Annotated in this window: 22 protein-coding genes; 12 read left to right on the forward strand and 10 right to left on the reverse strand. The window is 59.1% G+C overall.

The window, feature by feature from the left end; genetic code table 11:
• Positions 1-68: 68 nt before the first annotated feature.
• From AC0V6K_RS04245 to AC0V6K_RS04255, 3 genes are all read left to right on the forward strand, one after another.
• Entirely contained in the window at positions 69-1403 is a 1335-nt protein-coding gene (locus AC0V6K_RS04245; protein ID WP_472625112.1) for an acyl-CoA dehydrogenase family protein, read from the forward strand.
• A gap of 44 nt (positions 1404-1447) precedes the next feature.
• On the forward strand, positions 1448-2536 hold the full coding sequence (locus AC0V6K_RS04250; protein ID WP_472625114.1) for a Zn-dependent alcohol dehydrogenase: 1089 nt from the start codon (positions 1448-1450) through the stop codon (positions 2534-2536).
• 203 nt (positions 2537-2739) lie between these two features.
• A complete protein-coding gene (locus AC0V6K_RS04255) occupies positions 2740-3813 on the forward strand; it encodes a phosphotransferase family protein (protein WP_472625116.1) in 1074 nt (357 codons plus the stop codon).
• A gap of 16 nt (positions 3814-3829) precedes the next feature.
• Here AC0V6K_RS04255 and AC0V6K_RS04260 read toward each other — a convergent pair whose 3' ends face one another.
• A complete protein-coding gene (locus AC0V6K_RS04260) occupies positions 3830-6259 on the reverse strand; it encodes a S8 family peptidase (protein ID WP_486172561.1) in 2430 nt (809 codons plus the stop codon).
• A 210-nt stretch (positions 6260-6469) separates the two neighbouring features.
• Here AC0V6K_RS04260 and dapD point away from each other — a divergent pair, with 210 nt between their 5' ends.
• Entirely contained in the window at positions 6470-7306 is an 837-nt protein-coding gene (gene dapD / locus AC0V6K_RS04265; RefSeq protein ID WP_472625120.1) for a 2,3,4,5-tetrahydropyridine-2,6-dicarboxylate N-succinyltransferase, read from the forward strand.
• 80 nt (positions 7307-7386) lie between these two features.
• Positions 7387-7539, forward strand: coding sequence for a hypothetical protein (locus AC0V6K_RS04270; RefSeq protein WP_472625122.1), 153 nt, complete (start codon positions 7387-7389; stop codon positions 7537-7539).
• Here AC0V6K_RS04270 and AC0V6K_RS04275 read toward each other — a convergent pair whose 3' ends face one another.
• Positions 7540-8850, reverse strand: coding sequence for a dipeptidase (locus tag AC0V6K_RS04275; protein ID WP_472625124.1), 1311 nt, complete (start codon positions 8848-8850; stop codon positions 7540-7542).
• A 29-nt stretch (positions 8851-8879) separates the two neighbouring features.
• Here AC0V6K_RS04275 and AC0V6K_RS04280 point away from each other — a divergent pair, with 29 nt between their 5' ends.
• Together AC0V6K_RS04280 and AC0V6K_RS04285 are read left to right on the forward strand one after the other, a co-directional pair.
• Entirely contained in the window at positions 8880-9323 is a 444-nt protein-coding gene (locus tag AC0V6K_RS04280) for a cupin domain-containing protein (RefSeq protein ID WP_472625126.1), read from the forward strand.
• The gene (locus AC0V6K_RS04285) at positions 9320-9568 is read left to right on the forward strand and encodes a DUF3253 domain-containing protein (RefSeq protein WP_472625128.1); all 249 of its coding nucleotides are present in this window, start codon (positions 9320-9322) and stop codon (positions 9566-9568) included. The genes AC0V6K_RS04280 and AC0V6K_RS04285 overlap by 4 nt, the downstream gene beginning before the upstream one ends.
• A gap of 3 nt (positions 9569-9571) precedes the next feature.
• Here the strand turns inward: AC0V6K_RS04285 and AC0V6K_RS04290 are convergent, their stop codons facing one another.
• Together AC0V6K_RS04290 and AC0V6K_RS04295 are read right to left on the reverse strand one after the other, a co-directional pair.
• Positions 9572-9814 (reverse strand): SWIB/MDM2 domain-containing protein, encoded by a 243-nt coding sequence (locus tag AC0V6K_RS04290; RefSeq protein ID WP_472625130.1) that lies wholly within the window; start codon positions 9812-9814, stop codon positions 9572-9574.
• A gap of 27 nt (positions 9815-9841) precedes the next feature.
• Complete coding sequence (locus tag AC0V6K_RS04295) at positions 9842-10432, reverse strand: YbhB/YbcL family Raf kinase inhibitor-like protein (protein ID WP_472625132.1); 591 nt, start codon at positions 10430-10432, stop codon at positions 9842-9844.
• A gap of 407 nt (positions 10433-10839) precedes the next feature.
• Here AC0V6K_RS04295 and AC0V6K_RS04300 point away from each other — a divergent pair, with 407 nt between their 5' ends.
• The gene (locus tag AC0V6K_RS04300) at positions 10840-12042 is read left to right on the forward strand and encodes a S41 family peptidase (protein WP_472625134.1); all 1203 of its coding nucleotides are present in this window, start codon (positions 10840-10842) and stop codon (positions 12040-12042) included.
• Positions 12043-12158: 116 nt separating this feature from the next.
• Here the strand turns inward: AC0V6K_RS04300 and AC0V6K_RS04305 are convergent, their stop codons facing one another.
• Both AC0V6K_RS04305 and AC0V6K_RS04310 read right to left on the reverse strand, forming a co-directional pair.
• Positions 12159-12590: a COG3650 family protein gene (locus tag AC0V6K_RS04305; RefSeq protein WP_472625136.1), complete on the reverse strand. Its 432-nt coding sequence runs from the start codon at positions 12588-12590 to the stop codon at positions 12159-12161.
• A gap of 111 nt (positions 12591-12701) precedes the next feature.
• Entirely contained in the window at positions 12702-13262 is a 561-nt protein-coding gene (locus AC0V6K_RS04310) for a fasciclin domain-containing protein (RefSeq protein ID WP_486172562.1), read from the reverse strand.
• A 156-nt stretch (positions 13263-13418) separates the two neighbouring features.
• Here AC0V6K_RS04310 and AC0V6K_RS04315 point away from each other — a divergent pair, with 156 nt between their 5' ends.
• Entirely contained in the window at positions 13419-14663 is a 1245-nt protein-coding gene (locus tag AC0V6K_RS04315) for an FAD-binding domain-containing protein (protein WP_472625140.1), read from the forward strand.
• Between the two features lie 90 nt (positions 14664-14753).
• On the forward strand, positions 14754-15965 hold the full coding sequence (locus AC0V6K_RS04320; RefSeq protein ID WP_472625142.1) for a hypothetical protein: 1212 nt from the start codon (positions 14754-14756) through the stop codon (positions 15963-15965).
• A gap of 1 nt (position 15966) precedes the next feature.
• Here the strand turns inward: AC0V6K_RS04320 and AC0V6K_RS04325 are convergent, their stop codons facing one another.
• A complete protein-coding gene (locus tag AC0V6K_RS04325) occupies positions 15967-16311 on the reverse strand; it encodes an HPF/RaiA family ribosome-associated protein (RefSeq protein WP_472625144.1) in 345 nt (114 codons plus the stop codon).
• A gap of 233 nt (positions 16312-16544) precedes the next feature.
• Between AC0V6K_RS04325 and AC0V6K_RS04330 the strand changes: the two genes are divergently transcribed.
• Positions 16545-17675, forward strand: a complete 1131-nt coding sequence (locus AC0V6K_RS04330; protein ID WP_472625146.1) for a DUF2853 family protein — start codon at positions 16545-16547, stop codon at positions 17673-17675.
• A gap of 3 nt (positions 17676-17678) precedes the next feature.
• The gene (locus AC0V6K_RS04335) at positions 17679-18275 is read left to right on the forward strand and encodes a lipocalin family protein (RefSeq protein WP_472625148.1); all 597 of its coding nucleotides are present in this window, start codon (positions 17679-17681) and stop codon (positions 18273-18275) included.
• A gap of 136 nt (positions 18276-18411) precedes the next feature.
• On the opposite strand, the gene AC0V6K_RS04340 is transcribed toward AC0V6K_RS04335, so the two are convergent.
• From AC0V6K_RS04340 to AC0V6K_RS04350, 3 genes are all read right to left on the reverse strand, one after another.
• Entirely contained in the window at positions 18412-19065 is a 654-nt protein-coding gene (locus AC0V6K_RS04340; RefSeq protein WP_472625150.1) for a hypothetical protein, read from the reverse strand.
• Positions 19066-19226: 161 nt separating this feature from the next.
• A complete protein-coding gene (locus AC0V6K_RS04345) occupies positions 19227-19460 on the reverse strand; it encodes a hypothetical protein (protein ID WP_472625152.1) in 234 nt (77 codons plus the stop codon).
• A gap of 89 nt (positions 19461-19549) precedes the next feature.
• On the reverse strand, positions 19550-19762 hold the full coding sequence (locus tag AC0V6K_RS04350; RefSeq protein ID WP_472625154.1) for a cold-shock protein: 213 nt from the start codon (positions 19760-19762) through the stop codon (positions 19550-19552).
• Positions 19763-19851 lie beyond the last annotated feature (89 nt).

Here is a 19851-nt window from a genome sequence, read left to right on the forward strand (position 1 = left end):
GCTGCGGCTCTGCCACGGTTGCGCCATTAGATTCGACGAACAGATCAGGACGAGAGAGGATCACCCCCATGGATTTTGAACCCACCGAACGCCAGGCCTATTGGCGCGACCGCGTGCGCGATTTCATCGAGCAGCACGTTCGTCCGAACATGGACACCTATAAGGCGCAGGATGCCGAGGGCGATCGCTGGAAAGTAATCCAGATCATCGAAGACAAGAAGAAGCTCGCCAAAGAAGCGGGCATCTGGAACCTGTTCATGCCGCCGCGCAATGACAGCCACCATCACGTGGATGACACGTTCGAATTTGACGGCCCGGGCCTCACCAACCTTGAATACGCCATGTGCGCTGAGGAAATGGGCCGCATCGGCTGGGCATCGGAAGTGTTCAACTGCTCCGCGCCCGACACGGGTAACATGGAAGTGTTCCACCGCTATGGCACTCGCGAGCAGAAGGAGAAATATCTCCAGCCGCTGATGAACGGTGAAATTCGCAGTGCCTTTCTGATGACGGAGCCGTTCACGGCTTCGTCTGACGCAACCAACATCGAAACCCGTATCGAGCGCGATGGTGACGAGTATGTCATCAATGGCCGCAAGTGGTGGTCATCGGGCGCGGGCGATCCGCGCTGCAAGGTCGCCATCGTGATGGGCAAGACCGATTTTGAAGCCAAGCGTCACGCGCAGCAGAGCATGGTTCTGATGGATCTCGATGCGCCGGGTGTGAACATTCTGCGTCACCTGCCGGTCTTCGGTTATGACGACGCGCCGCACGGCCACATGGAAATCGAACTGAAAGACGTTCGTATTCCGGCCAGCAACATGCTGCTGGGTGAAGGTCGTGGTTTCGAGATCGCGCAAGGGCGCCTTGGCCCGGGCCGTATCCACCACTGCATGCGCACTATCGGCGTTGCCGAAGAAGCGCTGGCGAAGATGTGTCGCCGCCTGCAGGAACGTGAGGCTTTCGGTAAGCCGGTCTACAAGCACTCGGTCTGGGAAGAGCGCATCGCGCGTGCCCGTATCGATATCGACATGACCCGCCTGCTGTGCCTGAAAGCCGCAGACATGATGGACAAGGTCGGCAACAAGTCAGCCAAGCAGGAAATTGCGATGATCAAGGTTCAGGCGCCGAACATGGCCCTGCAGATCATTGACGATGCAATCCAGGCCCATGGCGGCGGCGGTGTGTCCGAAGACTATGGACTCGCTCAGGCTTACGCGCATCAGCGCACCCTTCGTCTGGCCGATGGCCCGGACGAGGTGCACGCCCGTTCGATCGCTCGCATGGAAATCGGCAAGCACGCGCCCAATGAAGGCCCGACTGCCAATGCCCTGCGCAATGGCCCCGGCTCGCCTGCCAATGATGGCGGCATGAGCTCGGGCGATATCGGTGTCGCACGGTAATCATCTATTGCCCTCCCGCAAAAGGGGGGACTGGGAGAGAATAGATGGCAAAAGCAGCAATTCTTGAGCAACCCGGCGAAGGGTTGACCATCGGCGAGGTCGAGTATTCCGATCCCGCTCCGCACGAAGTGCTGATCGACACAAAGGCGTGTGGCCTGTGTCACTCCGATCTGCATTTCATCGACGGATCGTATCCGCACGCCCTGCCCTGTGTCCCGGGACACGAGGCGGCGGGTGTGGTGCGCGCGGTTGGTTCGGAAGTGCGCACGGTGAATCCGGGGGATCACGTTGTCTCGTGTCTCAGCGCATTCTGCGGAACCTGCGAATTCTGCGTAACTGGTCGCATGGCTCTGTGCCTTGGCGGGGCAACCCGTCGCGGCAAAACCGACGCGCCGCGCATGACCCGCAATGGCGGCGAAGCTGTGAACCAGATGCTCAACCTGTCGGCCCTGTCCGAACAGATGTTGATCCACGAAAACGCATGCGTCTCGATTGACAAGGACATGCCGCTCGATCGTGCCGCAGTAATCGGCTGCGCGGTGACGACAGGCGCTGGCACCATCTTCAACGCGTGCAACGTGACACCGGGGGAGACGGTGCTGGTGGTAGGATGCGGCGGAGTTGGTCTTGCGACGATCAACGCGGCCAAAATCGCCGGCGCTGGCAAGGTGATTGCCGCCGATCCACTGCCCGAAAAGCGCGCATTGGCCGAAACACTCGGCGCAACGCACACGGTGGATGCGTTGGCAGACGATGCCGTCAAACAGATCCTCGCGATTTCGAACGGCGGGGTCGATTGGGGGATCGAGGCGGTTGGCCGTCAGGCTTCGGCCGACCTCGCCGTGGCGGCCCTGCGCCGTGGCGGCACAGCCGTGATCCTCGGCATGATGCCGCTCGATTGCAAAGTCGGGCTCGGCGCGATGGACCTGCTGGGTGGCAAGAAGTTGATGGGTGCGATCATGGGGATGAACCACTTCCCCGTAGACCTTCCGCGCCTCGTGGACTTCTACATGCGCGGCCTGCTCGATCTCGACACGATCATTTCGGAGCGGATTGGGCTGGAAGATGTGAACGCAGGCTTCGACAAGATGCGCGCTGGAAGCCACGCGCGCAGCGTGGTGGTGTTTGACTGATCTGTCCTACACATCGCAATTCGGTTAGCGTCAGGACAATCAATAGGATCGGTTGACGCGAGGAATATGGAAAGTCACAGATCGACATTCCGAGATGCTGCAAATACCGCAGAAATCTGCGGGCTTCAGCCGGAAAGTCACACATTCTAAAACGCGCGTTGGTGTAACACCGGGCGCACGCAAGACATGCGGGAAGAGGCAGAATGAGCGAGATCGATTTCGACAAGGAAATGGTCGGCACCGTTGAAGTCGAGGAGCGCGACAAGCTTGACCTCGATAAGCTGACCGCTTGGTGTGAAGCCAATGTTGAGGGGTTCGAAGGCCCGATCAGCTACACCAAGTTCAAGGGCGGACAGTCGAACCCGACCTATAAGCTTGAAACGCCCTCCACCAACTACGTCCTGCGCCGCCAGCCGTTTGGAAAGCTGCTTCCCAGCGCGCACGCGGTGGACCGCGAATATGCGGCGATGACGGGACTTCACCCGACCGGTTTTCCGGTGCCCAAGACCTATGGCCTGTGTGAAGATCCCGAAGTGCTTGGCTCCAAGTTCTTCGTCATGTCGATGGCCGATGGTCGTTCGCTTTGGAACGGCGCGCTACCCGGTGTTGAGCCGGACCAGCGCCGCGAGCTCTACAACTCGCTGATCGACACGATGGCCGAACTGCACCTCAACAAGCCCGACGAAATCGGCCTTGGCAGCTATGGCAAGCCCACCGACTATTGCGCGCGCCAGATCGCGCGTTGGTCAAAGCAGTATAAACTCTCCGAAACCGAGCACATGCCGCAGATGGAGCGGCTGATCGAATGGCTGCCTGAGACGATCCCCCCGCAGCATGAGAGCAGCGTGGTTCACGGCGACTACCGGCTCGACAACGTGATCTTCCATAAGACCGAGAACCGCGTGATCGCTGTGCTCGATTGGGAGCTGTCGACGCTGGGCGATCCAATTGCCGATTTCAGCTATCTGATGCTCAACTGGTTCCAGCCTGCTGATGGGCGCGCAGGACTGTTGGGGCTAAACCTTGAAGAGCTGGGCATTCCCACCGTGCAAGAAGCCGTTGACCGCTATGTTGCGCGCACCGGATACCCTGTGCCGCCGATGGACTGGTACTTCGCTTACAACCTGTTCCGGCTCGCTGGCATCATGCAGGGCATCAAGAAGCGCGTGATCGATGGCACCGCTTCGTCGGCTCATGCCAAATCAATGAGCGAGCGTGTCGCACCGCTGGTAGACCGGGCTTACATGTTCGCGCGTGATGCCGGAATGCCCGAATAGAGCATCCCTGAAGACGCTAGAACGAAGCGTTGAAGTGGATCAGCGCGCCGATGTCTGATGGAGTATCCGCGAAGTGCCCCGGTTGACGGCGGTAAAACGCGCTGGCCGAAGCATAGCCGAACAGGAACGGTGATCCCCAGGCGAATTCGCCCATGACCTCACGTCCTTCGGGAGAGAGCGTCAGCGTCTGCCGCCCGAGGATCGGGCTTTCGGTCGCATAGTCATAGGCCACCGGCAGATCAAAGGCGAGCGAACCTGCGCTGACCCGCAAGGGCTGGCTGATGCGGAAACCGATGCTATCGCCTTCGGTGAAAGTCCCATAGCGCGTGACGTCGAGCGACCACGCATCGCTGAGCAGCTGCGAACCGTCCCCGATCAACGATCCTCCGCGCGGCCGTGTGACACCAAATCGCCCGGCAGCACCAATGCGCCAACTGCGCCCAATCGACTGCGACAGCTCACCATCGACGAAAACACTATCGGCTCCGTTGATGCCGAGCGCAGAATTGAGGTGCGCTCCAAGCAGCGTGTTCTCTTCCGAAAGCCAGCTGGCGCTGAGCACGGTGTCGAGACCGCCAAATGATTTGTCGGACGCGATGCTAAAGCTTTGCGTTGGTCGGCGCTCCCGCTGACCAAAGACCACGTCGCTGGCTCGGCGATTGTCTGCAAGCCAGGCCCGCCCTTGTTCTGCCGAAACAGTTACACCCCAATCGCCGAAGGTCCGGCGCGCGGCAAAGGACACTTCACTGGTGTCGAGGAATCCGGCATCCGATCCAGCGCGCGGCGCGATAGAGAAAGCGGGTCGGTTAGCACCTTGAAGCTGGCCAACCAGTCCCTTTGATCCTTGCGCGATGCCGAAGCCCAGCTGCAGCTCCGGCGAAATGCGGGCCGCCACTCGAGCGGCGAGAACGCGCGCGGCATCGGTTTCATCCGGGGTCAGTTGCAGGTTGGATGACCAGTCAAGGCCACCGCCCCGTTGCCCTTCGCCAACAGTGAATGCCAATGACATACCATTGCCGGCGACCGAGCGATGGATACCGCCCGACTGCACCGCATTGCGAAGGCGCTGCACCTGCGCAGCGTTCCGGGCGTTGTTGCCAAGCTCGTAATTGTAAGCACGATCATATTTGTCGAGGATCACTGTGCCCAGCGAAGCGCCAGTCAGCGCATCGCCCATGGCGGCAGAGCCCAATGCGAAGTCGTCTGCCAGTGCCAGCGCGGTGTTGGTGCCCGCCAGTGTGGTTGTGCCTTGCGGTGCAATCGCTGCGGCAATGTCCAAAACGCCGGTGCCAAAGATCGCATCTGCGCCCGCATCACCAACGTCGCGGGTCGTGTCCAGAAGGATCGTCACGATTTCCTGCGCGCTCAGGTTCGGAAACGCCTGCGCCAGAATGGCAACCGCACCGGCCACTTGAGGCGCGGCAAAGCTGGTGCCTGAAAAGACAGTCACAAAGTTCTGACCGTCGATCTCTTCGATGAACAGCTCGCCATTGTCATAGACGCAGCACACACGCTCGCCACGGGCGACAAGATAGGAGTCTGCGAAATCGCCAGCGCGGTTGCTGAAGTCGGAAATCTCGCTTTGATCATTGACCGATCCGACGATGATGACGTTACCATTGCCCGCCTGCAAAATTGAAGAGGCAAACGGATCGGGCTGATCGGGGTCAATGCCTGGTTCTGATCCATCGCCACCATTGCCCGCAGCAACAATAACTACGAGCCCTGCATTTGCTGCGCGCGCGATCGCGTTGAGAACGGATTGTCCTGCACGGCCGCCACCCAAGCTGAGGTTGACCACCGCAGCGTTGTTGGCGATCGCGAGATCAATGCCTTGAGCGATATTGCCATCGGCAAAGGTGCAGCCCAGCGAGGAATCTTGCGGCGTGTCCGGCCCACACGAGCCCGGCGTATCGGCGCGCGCGGCGAGAACCTGCGCCTCAAACGCAATGCCTAAAACGCCTTCATTGTTGCGTGCCGCAGCAGCGATCAGAGCCACGTTGGTGCCGTGGTCATCCTCAGGATCGACACCGCGGTTTCCGGCTACATCGGCCGAGTTGGGATGGACCCGCCCGGCAAATTCGGGGCTGTCGCTATCAATCCCAGTATCGACAATCGCAATAACCTCTCCAGCGCCGGTGAAACCGTCTTGCCATGCCGTGTCAGCGTTATGGAAAGCGGGGCCATCAGAGCGCCGGAATTCCGCCGTGTTGAAGTTCGTCGGCGGCGGAGGCGGTGGAGGAGGGGGCGGCGGCGGTGGAGGTGGTGGCGGAGGTGGCGGTGGTGCAACCGAAATTGGTCCACCACCCGCGCCGCCACATGCCGTCAATGCGGCACACGCAACAGCGGCAGCGACCACTTTCCAAGCGATAGGCGCTTTGGGGTCGGGCTTGATAGATTCAGTTTTAATTGAAACAGGGCTTTTCGCCTCGGGGATCACCGGCACGCTATATTCCTCAAACTGTAACCCCCAGACCCTCTGGTTCTACGCATAACGGAGATGGGATGACAAGTTTTTGTATAATTGCGCCATACCAGAAATGCTTAACCGCCATTGCACACTTGCCGCACCGAATGCCGGGCGCTAGCAGCTTGCCCCAAAGGAACCAGCGCCCTGACAACTGCGTTGCATCCCAAACATTCTACCGGAGCATTTATGGCTGAGAACATCATCGAGCAGATCGAAGCGGCATGGGACGCACGCGCTGAGGTAAAACCCGGTCACGGGGTCCGCCATGCCGTTAACGATGCGCTGGCGATGCTCGATAAGGGTGAGGCGCGCGTAGCCGAGCCAGATGGCAATGGCGGATGGCACGTCAATCAGTGGCTGAAGAAAGCAGTGCTGCTGTCATTCCGGCTCAACGATAACCGGGTGATGGACTATGGTTCAGCCGGGGAAGCAGCGTTTGACAAGGTGCCGACCAAGTTTGCCGGTTGGGGCGACAACCGCTTCAGCGAAGCGGGTTTCCGGGTCGTGCCAGGCGCTGTGGCACGCCGCGGCAGCTTTATCGGCAAAGGCGTGGTGCTTATGCCGAGCTTCGTGAATATCGGCGCCTATGTCGATGAAGGCACCATGGTCGACACTTGGGCCACAGTCGGCTCTTGCGCCCAGATCGGTAAGAACGTCCATATCTCTGGAGGCGCAGGTATTGGCGGCGTTCTCGAGCCGCTTCAGGCCGAGCCGGTGATCATCGGCGATGGCGCATTCATCGGCGCACGCAGTGAAGTCGCCGAGGGCGTGCGCGTAGGCGAAGGCGCGGTCTTGTCTATGGGCGTCTATCTCGGCGCATCGACCAAGATCGTCGACCGCGCGACGGGCGAAGTTCACATGGGCGAGGTGCCGCCTTTTGCTGTGGTTGTTCCGGGAACCATGCCGGGCAAGCCTTTGCCTGATGGATCGCCCGGCCCGTCTCTCTACTGCGCGGTCATCGTGAAAACGGTCGACGCACAAACACGTTCAAAGACCGGCATCAACGAACTGCTTCGCGATTAGTCCCGTCAGTCTCTTTGACTTTTCGGAACAGGTGACCAACAATCTCGTTGCATTGTTGAAGTAGCCATTCCGGAGGGACAATGACCGACAAAGACGAAGCCATCCACATCGAAGATGATGACGCACGCGGTGCAAGCACGCCGGGCATCGTTCGCTATGTCCTCGGGATCAGCCTGCTGCTCGCCATTGTTCTTATGAGCGCGGTCTGGATTGTCCCAGCTCTCTGGGGCTGATTACTCTTCCTTCGGGATCAGGCTTTCAATCGGGGCCTGATCCGACACGCTCGCCGCATAACGTTCCGCCTCGCGCAGAACGCGCAATGCATTGCGGTTTGAAATTAGCTCGATCTCGGTCTGAGAATATCCGCGGCGGACAAGCTCTGCGAAGAACTCCGGATAGCCGCCCACATCCTCGAACCCGATTGGACCAGTTGGCATGCCATCAAAATCGGCGCCAATTCCGATATACTCGACCCCGACCAGCTGTTTGATATGATCGACATGGTCGGCCATGTGGCTGATCATCGTTTGCGGTTCCGGGTTCAACGCTTCCCACTCATCCAATTCGGCTTTCACCATGTCAGGTTTGCCCTGATGGAGCGATTTGAGGCGCGCTTCTTCCGCCTGCCACTGCGAATACCAGGTGCGGCGTTGTTCATTGAGAAACGCAGGAAGCGCCACCACCATCACAATCCCGCCATTTACAGGCAGACGCTGCAGCACACTGTCCGGCACATTGCGCGCATGGCCGTTCACCGCTGACACGCCGGAATGGCTGAAGATCACCGGAGCCTTCGCGACATCGAGCGCATCGTGCATCGACTTCTCACTGACATGGCTGAGATCCACCAGCATGCCGATCCGGTTCATTTCACGGATCACATCCTTGCCGAAATCGGTCAGGCCATCGTGCTCCGGATCATCGGTCGCGCTGTCCGCCCATGGCGTGTTGCGGGAGTGCGTGATCGTCATATAGCGCGCCCCCATCGCGTACATCTGGCGCAGGACAGCGAGGCTTGAACCGATTGAGTGGCCACCCTCCATGCCCAGCAGCGACGCGACTTTGCCTTCTGCTATCGCGCTCTCAACATCGTCGGCAGTTTCAGCATAGCGCAACGCATCGGGATAACGCGCGATCAGGCGCTTCATCACATCGATCTGCTCGATGGTCATCTGCACCGCCTCGGGCTCATCCAGACTAGCGGGCACATATACTGACCAATATTGTGCGCCGACCTTGCCTGCATTCAACCGCGCAAGATCGGTGTGCATCACGCGGCCTGCCGGATGGGTCTCTCCTGTCCCGCTCGTGTCGGCAAAATCGAATGCGTTGATCTGATTGCTGAAGCGAGCGCGCAGTTGAATCGGGACATCATTATGCCCGTCAAAAACCGGGGCGATATCCAGAATGGCCTTCGCGGTTTCGAGGTCCTGATCCACCTCCTCGACGACAGGCGCCTCGTCCGCAGCGGCCTCTACCTGAGCGTATACGGGAGCGGCCAAAGCGGTTGCCAGTGCGGCCAGCGAAAGCGCGATATGTTGCATGGGGCGGTCCTCCAGATAGAATGCACGCCATGGATAGCGCGGACAACCTGATCGAACAATTATCTCTGCAACCTCACCCTGAAGGTGGTTGGTATCGCGAAACGCACCGTGCCGATCCTGGCCCTGATGGCAGAGCCCGCTGGACCGCGATCAATTTCCTTTTGAAGTCGGGCGAAGCTTCACATTGGCACCGCGTGGACGCCGATGAGCTGTGGATTTGGCAGGGCGGTGATCCGCTGGAATTGCGGATCGCTTTGACCGATCAGGGTCCGACGGTGACCATCACTCTGGGCGGCAATCCCGCCGGTGGCCAACGGCTTCAGGGGTTGGTGCTGCCGCATGCGTGGCAAGCGGCGCGGCCTGCAGAAGAGGCAGCTGGCTATTCTTTGGTGTCCTGCATCGTCACGCCGGGGTTTGACTTTGCCGGTTTTGAGCTCGCTCCACCCGGTTGGGCACCCGGCGATACCGAATGACAACCGCACGCTCAGCGATCCTCGACCTGCTCGAAGGACGCGGGCCGGATAAGACGATTTGCCCAAGTGAGGCAGCGAAGGCTTTGGTGGTAGGGGAGGAGAATTGGCGGACCCGCATGGTGGACATACACACTGCGGTCGACGCCTTGAACAGCGAGGGCTTAGTCTCACTGTCTTGGAAAGGTGAACCGCTTAGCCAGCGGCGTGGAGCTTATCGCATCGCACGCCGCTCGCCTCGCGATTGAGAATTAGGTGAGGTGCTTCGAAACAGCAGCCGTCATCTTGAACATCGAGATCTGGTCATTGCCGATCACAGCGCCGAGCTTGGCATCTGGATTGATCTGACGCTTGTCCTTCGAATCCTGAAGGCTGTTCGCCTTGATGTATTCCCAGACTTTCGAAGTCACCTGAGCGCGGGTCATCGGGCCTTTGCCGACAACCGCTTCGAGGTCACCCGAAAGGTTCACTGGTTTTTGCAGTGCGTTAGCCATTGGTAGTCTCCCTTGTGTAATGGCAGTTTATTCGAATTCTTCGTCGTCCCAATCGCCTTCGTCATCGGCAGTGCCCGTGAACGGAGCGGTCAGAACGGCGCAAGCGGTCACGAAGCCTTTGATCGAAGCGATCAGGTCCTCGCGGCTCGCACCCGGCATCAGCGTCAGCGGAAGCTCGGTTGCGAATATCTGAAATACGTAGTGGCGCGTTTCGCCTTCAGGCGGATCAGGCAAAAGCCATTCGGAATTGCCGAGCGCGTTCTTGCCTGCGCGTGGCGGAACCTCGCCTTCAAGCAGTTTGCCTTTTTGTCCGGGCAGTCCCCATACCAGCCATTGTGCGGCAGGGTTGGCGCCATCACTGGTCGCATCCTCAACGATCACAATCAGCTCTTGCGAACCTGGCGGCGGCGCGGTCCACTCCAGAGGCGGCGCAACGGCGTCCTCTTCCTTCGCAGTAAAACACGGATCAAGCTCTTCACCGGCCTCGAAAGCCGGGCTCCACAGCTTGAAGCCGCCACGCTCAAAGGTGCGAGCATCGCCCAGGGATGCAATCGCAAGCCCTGAATGCCGCGCACCAGCGGGCAACTTTGTGGCAAGCCAATCGGGCAAATCAGTCATGATTCTGTTTCTTCATTACCAGGAGACGGTAGTCCCTCCGAGGGAGAGAAACGAGGGAGCGCCCCCGAGTTAAGCCCAGATTCTGCGGAAAACTCATCAAAATCGGGCAGATTCAGCATTTTCGGCAACAATTTCACATGCGGAAACGTTCAAATTCTTGCCGAAGCCGCTTGGTGCATGCATTGTGATCTGCATCAATTTGTAAAAAACTTAAGTCGAAAAATACCGGAGTCGCCCCCAAAATGAAGTTTGGTCGTACTGCAATATCTGCAACCCTTGCCTTCGCCCTCGTCGCGTGTGGAGGTGACAGCCCAGTTCCGCCAACAGGAGGCGGTTCACCAACCCCCACACCCCCGACAAGTACGGGTTGCTCCGTTTCCGAGCAGATTACGTTTGCGAATGCGGTCTTGGATGAATGGTATCTGTTCCCTGATCTTCTTGACAATACGGTCAGCACGACCGGCTTCTCCAGCGTTCAGGATTATCTGGACGCGCGCGTTGCCCCTGCCCGTGCGCAAGGGATCGATCGAGGTTTCACATTCGCGACGTCGATCGCCGAAGAAAACGCTCTTATCAATTCCGGTTCCAGCGCGGGTTTCGGCATCCGTCTGATCTATGACACGGTGAACAACCGCGTCTTCATCATCGATGCCTATGAAACAGCCAACGGTTTCGCCGCCGGTCTTGATCGCGGAACGGAGCTGACGGGCATCGGTACAAACTCGAGCAACATTGAGACTGTATCTTCGCTCATGGCATCGGGTGGACCACAAGCTGTAGTCAATGCACTCGGCCCATCCGATCCGGGCGTATCGCGCGTGTTACGCTTCGTTCCCGTAGGGGCCGGCGGTGCCGCCACTGAAGCCACGGTTACCAAAACGGATTTCGAAATCGATCCCGTTTCCGACGTCTTCGGCGCGCAGATCATCAACGATGCCGGCAAGAATGTCGGTTACCTCAACTTCCGCACCTTCTTCCCATCTGGTGCCGGTGATCAGCTGCGTGATGCATTTGCTCTGTTCAACCAGAACAATGTCACCGAGCTAATTATCGATTTCCGCTACAATGGCGGCGGCCTCGTCAGCCTAGCCGATACGTTTGGCGATCTGATGGGCGAAGGCCGTGTTGGTCAGGTGTGGAGCCGGACCGTCTTGCGCGATTCCAAGTCGAGCGAGAACTCAACCGAATTGTTCCAGAGCGAGGTGAATGCGCTCTCTCCGACTAAAGTCGCCTTTATCGGGCGCGGCGGAACCGCTTCAGCCAGTGAGCTCGTGATCAACTCAATGCTGCCTTATCTAGGCAACAACGTGGCGCTGATCGGAGCCGACACATTTGGCAAGCCGGTCGGCCAATTCGGTTTCGACCTCGATGATTGCGACCTTCGTGTCCGGGCCGTGACGTTCCAGACGAACAACGCGGATGATCAAGGTGGCTACTACAACGGCCTCGCCAGCGAGGTGCCGAATACTTGCCGGGCCGATGATGACATATTCACGCCGATGGGTGACGCCAACGAGGCCTCGACCGCAGCAGCGCTCGACTTTTGGCTGGGCGTTCTTGCGCAGCGCCAATTACGGGTGTTCCCGGCCAACAAACCACGCAGAGCGTGAACCGTCGTGAACCGCTCCAGCCTGAAAAGCCGAGCGCGGCTCAGTTCGAAATTCCGGGACTGTTCTAGTCTCTGATCTGGCGGGGTGCTTAAGGCGCCCCGCCTGTCACAACATCGCTACGGCGCTTCTTCGCCAGTGAACAGCTGCTGGTCCGTATAGGCGCAGCCCTCAAGCGAGCGATCACCCCAGCTAACCGTGACCGTGAAGGGATAGTCACGGTCACTCATCCCGTCACTGCACATGCCCGGCGTGACGGCGATCTGCATGGATGCGCCATCAAGCTCTCCGGAAAAGCCCAAACCATTGTTCCCAGCAAACCGGGTGACGGTGAATTCCGTGCCGTCGATATTCTCTGGCGATGAATAGGTCGCTGTTCCATCGTCTATCGCGATGTTCCAGAAAGGCTCATTGCCCAACAAGGTGAGCTTTTCGCTTTCCGAAATGCCATCATAAGGCTCGGCATTGGTGCTGATATCGTCATCCTGCCCGCAGGCAGCAAGCAAGACGGGCGCACTCAACGCGGTGACCATTTGCAGTGCTTTGCGCATGAAATTTCTCCAATTTCGGTGCGCCATGCATACGCTTTCCGCGCCAATCCACCAAAGCAAAAGGCGGGCCCAATCGGACCCGCCTTCGCATTTGACTTCAGTCTGAACCTATTAACCCGGCGTCAGAACCGTATCGATAACGTGGATGATGCCGTTCGATGCTTCGACGTCGGTTGCGGTCACGGTCGAGGTGTTGCCAGCAGCGTCGGTCAGCACAACCGCGCCATCAACCACAGCCGCGGTGAAGGTGCCGCCGCCCACAGTGGTAATGGTGTAAGGTTCGTCACCGGCCTGCTCGATTGCGCCAGTCAGTCCAGCTGCATTCACAGTGCCTGAGACCACGTGATACTGAAGGATGGCACCAAGGGTCTCTGTGTCCGTGGTAGTCAGCTCTTCAAGCGCGGCTGCGTCGATTTTCTCGAACGCGGCGTTGGTTGGCGCAAATACAGTGAACGGACCTTCGCTCGACAGCGTTTCACCAAGCTTGGCAGCAGTGACAGCTGCGACGAGTGTCGAGAAGTTCTCGTCAGCGCTTGCAACTTCAACGACGGTTCCAGCTTCTGCTTCGGCAGCTGCAGTGGCTTCGGCTTCAGCGGCTTCGTCCGTGGCCGTGTCACAGGCCGCCAGCGAGAGCGCGGCAACCGATGCGAGGGTTAGTTTCAACATTTTCATGAGTAGGGGAATCCTTAGTTCTCAATTACGATTTCAATCGAGCGCGGCCGGGAGCTGCGCTGCACCTAACTACGCAACCAGACGCATTCCGGATGTAGGGACTTGCGAAGATTGCATGGATCGGAACCGCTCGCGGTCGCCATTGTTCCACCCTTCATGCAATGGATACCCACACGCGACGCAGCGCTGTCTCACCTCGCCGGATTTCTGCCCGATGCAGGCCGAGCCTATGCCAACAATCGCAACCACGATGATGGCATGGGGCGGCGCAACGTGTCGCAATTGTCACCGTGGCTCCATGTAGGCGTGATCAGCGAAAGCGAAGTCGTTGATGCAGTGTTGGAGCGCCACAGCGCGAGCGCCGCAGAGAAGTTCATCGCCGAAGTATTCTGGCGCGTCTATTTCAAAGGGTATCTTGAACAGCGCCCGACTGTTTGGCGCTCCTATTGCGAAAACCGCGATGCCGCGTTTGACGCGATGGAAAGCAATGCCGGCCTGCGCACCGCCTACACCGAAGCTGTCGAGGGGCGAACGGGTATCGAAGCGTTCGACCACTGGGCACACGAACTGGTCGAAACCGGCTACCTCCACAACCACGCCCGGATGTGGTTCGCGAGCATCTGGATTTTCACCCTGAAACTGGATTGGCAGCTTGGAGCGGACTTCTTCTTGCGCCACCTGATCGATGGCGATGCGGCATCAAACACGCTCAGTTGGCGGTGGGTCGGCGGGCTGCACACCAAGGGCAAGACCTATCTGGCGCGCAAGGACAATATCGCCCGCTACACAGCCAACCAGCCCGATGGACCGCTTGCTGCGCAAGGAATTGCCGATGACGCGCCCACCCTGGAGGAAGCGATCGAGCACCAGCGGCAGAAGCTGGAATTGCCCGGACCGGTCGCGGCAGAGGCTCTGGACCGGCGTTATGCCCTGATCCTGCATGATGAAGCGGCGAGCCATGTTCCGTTTGATCTTTCTCACCCTCCTGCGCTGGTTATCGGAGCCGCGCGCGCCAATGCGCGCTCACCCCGTGATGTCGACCCGCTCGCAAGCAACTTTGCGAGGGATGCAGTGACCAAAGGAGCCAGCGCGGCAGCAGAGGAGTATGACTGCGAGCTGCGCAATTGGGCAGATGGCGAGCGTCTGGCCGATATTCTCTCTGATGCCGGTATCGACCAAGTCGCCCTGCCCTATCTCCCGACAGGCTGGACCCGCGATAGCCTCATGCCAGAGCTCGCCGCATTGATTGATAACAACCGGGTGACCGTCTTGCTCGACGATCTCAGTCGGGCCACATGGCCGCATGCGCGCGCTGGTTTCTTTGGCGTGAAGAAGAAGATCGACGGCATCCTCCGCGATCTATCCATTGGTATGCCGCAATCGGAATTGCCGTTCGCCTGACCCTTTCGCGTAAGCGAACAAGGTCTGGTTAACCCAACCCTTACCCTCTTTTGATAGCCCCAAGCGCTTGAGATCAAAGAGGCGTAGACCATGAAATTCCCCAATCGCTTGCAAGTGGCGATGCTGTTCGAAGGGCGGTTTGACGCTCTCGAAGCGGCTGTGCGCGATTTTGCCAGGATTGAAGAGATGAAGTCGGGTGCCACTTTCAACGTGCCCGAGACCAATCCCGGCCACTTTTACCGCCTGTTTAACGGCGATGAAGAGTTGATGCTGACCTTCGAATATATCGAAGGCCCTGCGAACGAAGCCGCATTTCGGGGAGCGCTTTCTTCGCCCATAGTTGGCCTTCTAACGCCCGATATCCGCGAACGGATTGCCCGCACAGGAAGCCATGTTTTGCTCGAGGTCTCGCATGGTGTTCTTGGCGGTGTTGCGGAAAACCGGGAAATCGCCGGTTTCCTGAACGATATCGGTCGCGAGCCTGATGGCGCGACACAGGAGCAGTTTCACCGCCGCCTCGACATTCTGGCTTTGATGAGCCGAGTGATGACCGATCATGCCGAACCGCTTGCCGTGCACTGGACCCAGTCCGACTTATTGATCGACGGCGAGAAGTTTGATGCCTTCGCCGCTTTAGAAGCGCCCAGCCCGCTGCATATCCATCCATTCCTGTTTGGCCCGCGCCCCAAGCCGGGTGAGCCGGATAAAGCAGGCATCCGAACCTACGGCGCACGCCACTGGCTGGGCCGTGAAATCCTGATCCAGCCCAACGAAATTCCTTGGGCGGCCAACTTCGAAACGATCCTCGCCTTCCTTCGCATCGCGACAACGCAGGACGGCTACGTCATCCCCGATGGCGACACGTTTGGACCAGAAGATCGCAAGACCTCGACTCGTGTAACCTACCGCGAACCCGGCGACACACCGGATGACCTTTCAGCGGAAGAAGGCGGAGTTCCGCTTTACGAGCTCAAACCGCTCAAACACACGGATTACAACTTCCTCGACCCTGAGCATGTGCCGGACGAAAACGTGATCGACGATCGCACCTTTGCGGGTGTGAACATGCCCGGCGATCAAGAGGAAAAATCCGAGCTCGCCAATGAGTGGCGCGAAAGCCGCAAACTGGCCGAAGGCATCGGCGGAACGTTTGAAGTGCGTGCCCAAGGTCCAGACGGAGAAGCACTGCCTCCGCCAGAAACGCCGCCAAAGGTTATCTCGCCAAGCCCAAGCAATCCCGGAATGCCAAGTGTTTCAGGCAGGGGGCTGAGGGCCAAAGTGTTCGGGCGCAAACAAGCCTAAGTCACATCACCTTGTCAGGCCGGGCATCATGCTTGTGCTTTTCTTCCTTGCCGAAAATGCGCTCAAGACGCTGAACCAAGGTGTTGGCCGCTTTGCGCGCAGCATCATCAACCTTGTCGGCCTTTCCATGCACGCCAATCGGTTTGCCGCCGCGGGGGCGCGCCTCGATCATGCATTCCTTGTCATCGGCGCCGTGCTTCGATCCGTTGACATCGCGCACATGCACTTCAACCCGGGTCAGCCGCTCTTCGAAACGAGCAAGCTTCGATCGCACAGCCGCCTCAATCCGCTCGGCGACATTGTCGGTTCCCATAACGGAGCTGTCCGAATTGAACTGAAACTGCATGGCTGTGTCTCCTTATTTTTTCTCCAACTATCAATATGGGGACGCAAAGCTGACCGTCCAGTGAAATCGGTATGTCTATTTCGCGTTACATTTCACTTGTAATGCCAACTTGTCATTGCGGCGATTCTGGCTACACTCCGGCGCGATTGGTGCGAGTCCTTTGATCGGCGCGGGACTTGGCATTTGGGACACACAATCCATCGCGCTGTTCTGGACGAGAGGGGAATTTCGTCATGGATCAAGATTGGTTGGCGGATGTCCGCAAATATGACGCGGGTGCCGATGAGAACATCGTGGGCGGCATCGTCCGCTATTGCGGGATAGCCCTGCGCTCAGAAAATGCATCCAAGGTCACGTTTGAAGACAAAGAAGAGACCGACCGCGTTCGTGACAAGTTTCTCAAGAAGAAGCTCGCCCTGACAGATGACGACGCGACCCTTGATGCGGCGATCCAGACGGTTGGCTCGGCCATGGGTGGCGGAGAGCGCAACCGTGTCAGCGTCTATTATCTCCTGACCAAGCATTTCGGCCTGCTCGAGATATTCAACAAACCACCCAAGGGTGCGAAGAAGACTACACCAAAGAAGGCTGTATCAAAGAAAGCCGCACCGAAGAAGGCCAAAGCCCCGGCTCCGGCCCCAGCCCCGACCAAGGCGGCGGCAGCAGCGACCACCGCAGCCGCCGCGTCCACAGGCGCAACCGCTGCTAGCTCGGCGCCTGCTGCAACCAGCCCGACACCCGTTGCGACAGCCATGTCGTCTGGTGGCGGCTCCGGAAGCGGTGGCCGTTCTGCTATTCAGGAAGAAGACGATGGCGACGATGGCATCTGGGGCATCGCTGCACTTGCCGGTGCGGTCATGTTCGGCGCGATCATGTTTGCTGCCATCACATCGGTCTGGGTCAAGAACACCGCCCTGACGCCCGATCCGGTTGAAGAAACAGCCTCCGCAGCGCCTGCTGAACCGGCTCCTGCGCCCGAGCCAACCGAAGCCGCCACACCCGAAGTGCCCGATGGCGCCGGCGTCACCGCATCGGAACGTGACGGCAAACCGATGCTGACTGTTTATTTCGACAGCGGCAGTTCGGCGGTCTCGCCGGAGTTCGCAGACACATCGGCTGAAGCTCTCAAATTTCTCACCGACAATCAGGACGCCACAGCTACGATTTCAGGCTATAACGACCCCAGCGGCAATGCCGAGATCAACGCCCGCCTTTCCAAAGAGCGCGCTGAGAATGTTCAGGCTGCTCTGGTTGCTGGCGGTGTGGACGAAGGCCGCACCGAATTGGTCAAACCAGACGATACGACCACGACCGAGATGAGCGCTGCCGAGGCACGCCGCGTCGAGATCGTGATCTCCGAGTAGGCCTTGACCATCCAAACCTACTCCCGGCGCCGCCGTGTTTCCGCACGCGCGGCGCTGGCATTTGCGCTTGTCGTATCGCTGAATGCTTGCGTCGGCTCGCCCGGTCCGATCGGCAACACCGCCGTCCCGCAGCCAGCTAAACCGGTTGAGCTCACCGCCTATCTCGGCACGTGGTACGAATATGGCCGCTATGAGGCTCCGTTCCAGAAAGACTGCGAAGGCGTCACCGCGAAATACTCGTTGAGGGATACCACCGGCGCGTCCAAGATTCGCGTGATCAACGCCTGCTACAAAGGTTCGCTTGACGGCAAATACTCCGAAGCCAAGGGCCGCGCCAAAGTGGTCGAGGGCACCGGCGGCGCGCAATTGAAGGTCAGCTTCTTCGGTCCTTTCTTCGGCGATTACTGGGTGCTCGACCGTGGAGAACCGGGCCCGGACGGGCAATATCCATGGTCCATCGTCGGCGAGCCTTCAGGGCGATACCTCTGGATGCTTACCCGCGAGGCCAAACCTTCACCCGAACTCACCGCCAAGCTCGAGGCGCGTGTGCGTGAACTGGGCTATGACTGGAGCCTCGTGCGCTTAACGCAGCAGCGGTGAGACGGGCACTGGCTAGCGCAATGCCAGCACGATAAGAAAACGCAAAAGGGGAGCGGCTCATCATCCGAGCCGCTCCCCTTTTTTGCCGGCCGAGGGTGAGAAGGTCACCCCGCCGATAGCCCACATCTTGCAGGCGTTAGTCGATCAGCTGATCAATCTTCGCCGTCGTGCCGTCCAGCGCCAGGATCGCAAATCCGTCATCTTTGACGTCGTTCGACTTCAGGCGGCCATCAACCTGCACGCGGATCGAGAACTCATCGCTCGCCCGGCCCGGAGGCATCAGCTGAACCATGGTCACAGCGTGATTGCTGTAACGCTCGTCCAGCTTCTCCTGATTGGCTTTCAGGTACTCGGCCACGCCAGCGGCGTTCACATCGGACAGCGCAACGATGTTGTCTTCAAGATTGAACTCGGCCGCATCGCCGCTGACGGTCACTTCAACCGGCGCGGGTTCGCTGAAACTGCCCACGGCACCGGCATAGGTGATGCCCAGCAGCTTCTTCGGGTCTTCCGGGTTTTGGTAGTAGATCAAGCAGCTGATCACCGTGCCAGCCGGATCGGTCGCGCTGGCGTCCACATCGGGGCCTGCGCTGAAGATTGTGCTGATGTCAGAGACCTTGGCATCTGCGCCCAGCTTTTCGACCGCAGCGTTGAAACAAGCGTCTGGCGACGTACCCATGTCGGTTCCGCCCACCGCGCTCATCACGCTGTCCGCGGCATCGCAACCCGCAAGCGCAATGGCCAAAGTGCCAGCCAGAGCCGCGCGCGTCATGTTTTGTGAGTAGTTCAAATTATGCTCCCCCTTCAGATGGTTGCGAGGCGTAGCGTGCGTTGCACCCAAGTCAACATTGAAAGGAAGGCCTTGCACAGCACGGCGACACCTTTCCCAACATGTCCCCCACATCCAAGACGCACGACAGATTGAAGAGAAGCACAACTTGCCCTGTGCCGTTAGCCGATGGCGCCGGCCTCTGCCTGTGCTGCAGCCTCAGCTGCGCGTTTCGCCATTCGTTCCGCATCGGCTTTTTCGCGAGCGATCACGCCTTGGCGTGCCTGATCGGCAAGCCCGCGCCAGCTTTTTTCCGCGCGCAGCTCGCGATCCCGCACATTATCAAGGGTTGCCTCATCGGCACGCGCCTTTGCTTCGTCGGCGCGGTCTTTGTAGAATTCATAAGTCTGGGCCATGATCGGGCTCCTTTGCGTTGCGGTCCGAGAAACAAAATGGGGCGCACCGCACATGCACGACGCACAGGCGCCGCGCCCCGTTTGTCCGGTCAGTCAGCAGCCGAAAGGTTTACGGCGCTTTCCTTGCCATTGCGGCCGACCTCGACGTCATAATTGAGACGTTGTTCCTTATCGAGAGTTTGCATCCCAGCAGCCTGAACAGCGCTGATATGCACAAAGCTGTCGGCCGAGCCGTCGTCGGGCGCGATAAAGCCATAGCCCTTGTCGGTGTTGAAGAATTTTACGGAGCCAGTCTTGGCCATAAGTCGTTCCTTTCAAGAACGTGAGTTGCCCGCGAGCGATATGCCCACGGGTTGTGCGTCAATTCGTTCAGATGAAGGGAAGTCGTCGT

Source organism: Erythrobacter sp. S43, assembly GCF_057364955.1.

Bases quoted from the DNA above. Each gene is read 5' to 3' on its own strand.
- AC0V6K_RS04250 (WP_472625114.1), top strand. From the start codon at position 1,448: ATGGCAAAAGCAGCAATTCTTGAGCAACCCGGCGAAGGGTTGACCATC.
- AC0V6K_RS04285 (WP_472625128.1), top strand. From the start codon at position 9,320: ATGACAACCGCACGCTCAGCGATCCTCGACCTGCTCGAAGGACGCGGG.
- AC0V6K_RS04310 (WP_486172562.1), bottom strand. From the start codon at position 13,262: ATGAAAATGTTGAAACTAACCCTCGCATCGGTTGCCGCGCTCTCGCTG.
- AC0V6K_RS04330 (WP_472625146.1), top strand. From the start codon at position 16,545: ATGGATCAAGATTGGTTGGCGGATGTCCGCAAATATGACGCGGGTGCC.
- AC0V6K_RS04325 (WP_472625144.1), bottom strand. From the start codon at position 16,311: ATGCAGTTTCAGTTCAATTCGGACAGCTCCGTTATGGGAACCGACAAT.
- AC0V6K_RS04270 (WP_472625122.1), top strand. From the start codon at position 7,387: ATGACCGACAAAGACGAAGCCATCCACATCGAAGATGATGACGCACGC.
- AC0V6K_RS04305 (WP_472625136.1), bottom strand. From the start codon at position 12,590: ATGCGCAAAGCACTGCAAATGGTCACCGCGTTGAGTGCGCCCGTCTTG.
- AC0V6K_RS04345 (WP_472625152.1), bottom strand. From the start codon at position 19,460: ATGGCCCAGACTTATGAATTCTACAAAGACCGCGCCGACGAAGCAAAG.
- AC0V6K_RS04275 (WP_472625124.1), bottom strand. From the start codon at position 8,850: ATGCAACATATCGCGCTTTCGCTGGCCGCACTGGCAACCGCTTTGGCC.
- dapD (WP_472625120.1), top strand. From the start codon at position 6,470: ATGGCTGAGAACATCATCGAGCAGATCGAAGCGGCATGGGACGCACGC.
- AC0V6K_RS04350 (WP_472625154.1), bottom strand. From the start codon at position 19,762: ATGGCCAAGACTGGCTCCGTAAAATTCTTCAACACCGACAAGGGCTAT.
- AC0V6K_RS04320 (WP_472625142.1), top strand. From the start codon at position 14,754: ATGAAATTCCCCAATCGCTTGCAAGTGGCGATGCTGTTCGAAGGGCGG.
- AC0V6K_RS04295 (WP_472625132.1), bottom strand. From the start codon at position 10,432: ATGACTGATTTGCCCGATTGGCTTGCCACAAAGTTGCCCGCTGGTGCG.
- AC0V6K_RS04290 (WP_472625130.1), bottom strand. From the start codon at position 9,814: ATGGCTAACGCACTGCAAAAACCAGTGAACCTTTCGGGTGACCTCGAA.
- AC0V6K_RS04255 (WP_472625116.1), top strand. From the start codon at position 2,740: ATGAGCGAGATCGATTTCGACAAGGAAATGGTCGGCACCGTTGAAGTC.
- AC0V6K_RS04315 (WP_472625140.1), top strand. From the start codon at position 13,419: ATGCAATGGATACCCACACGCGACGCAGCGCTGTCTCACCTCGCCGGA.
- AC0V6K_RS04245 (WP_472625112.1), top strand. From the start codon at position 69: ATGGATTTTGAACCCACCGAACGCCAGGCCTATTGGCGCGACCGCGTG.
- AC0V6K_RS04280 (WP_472625126.1), top strand. From the start codon at position 8,880: ATGGATAGCGCGGACAACCTGATCGAACAATTATCTCTGCAACCTCAC.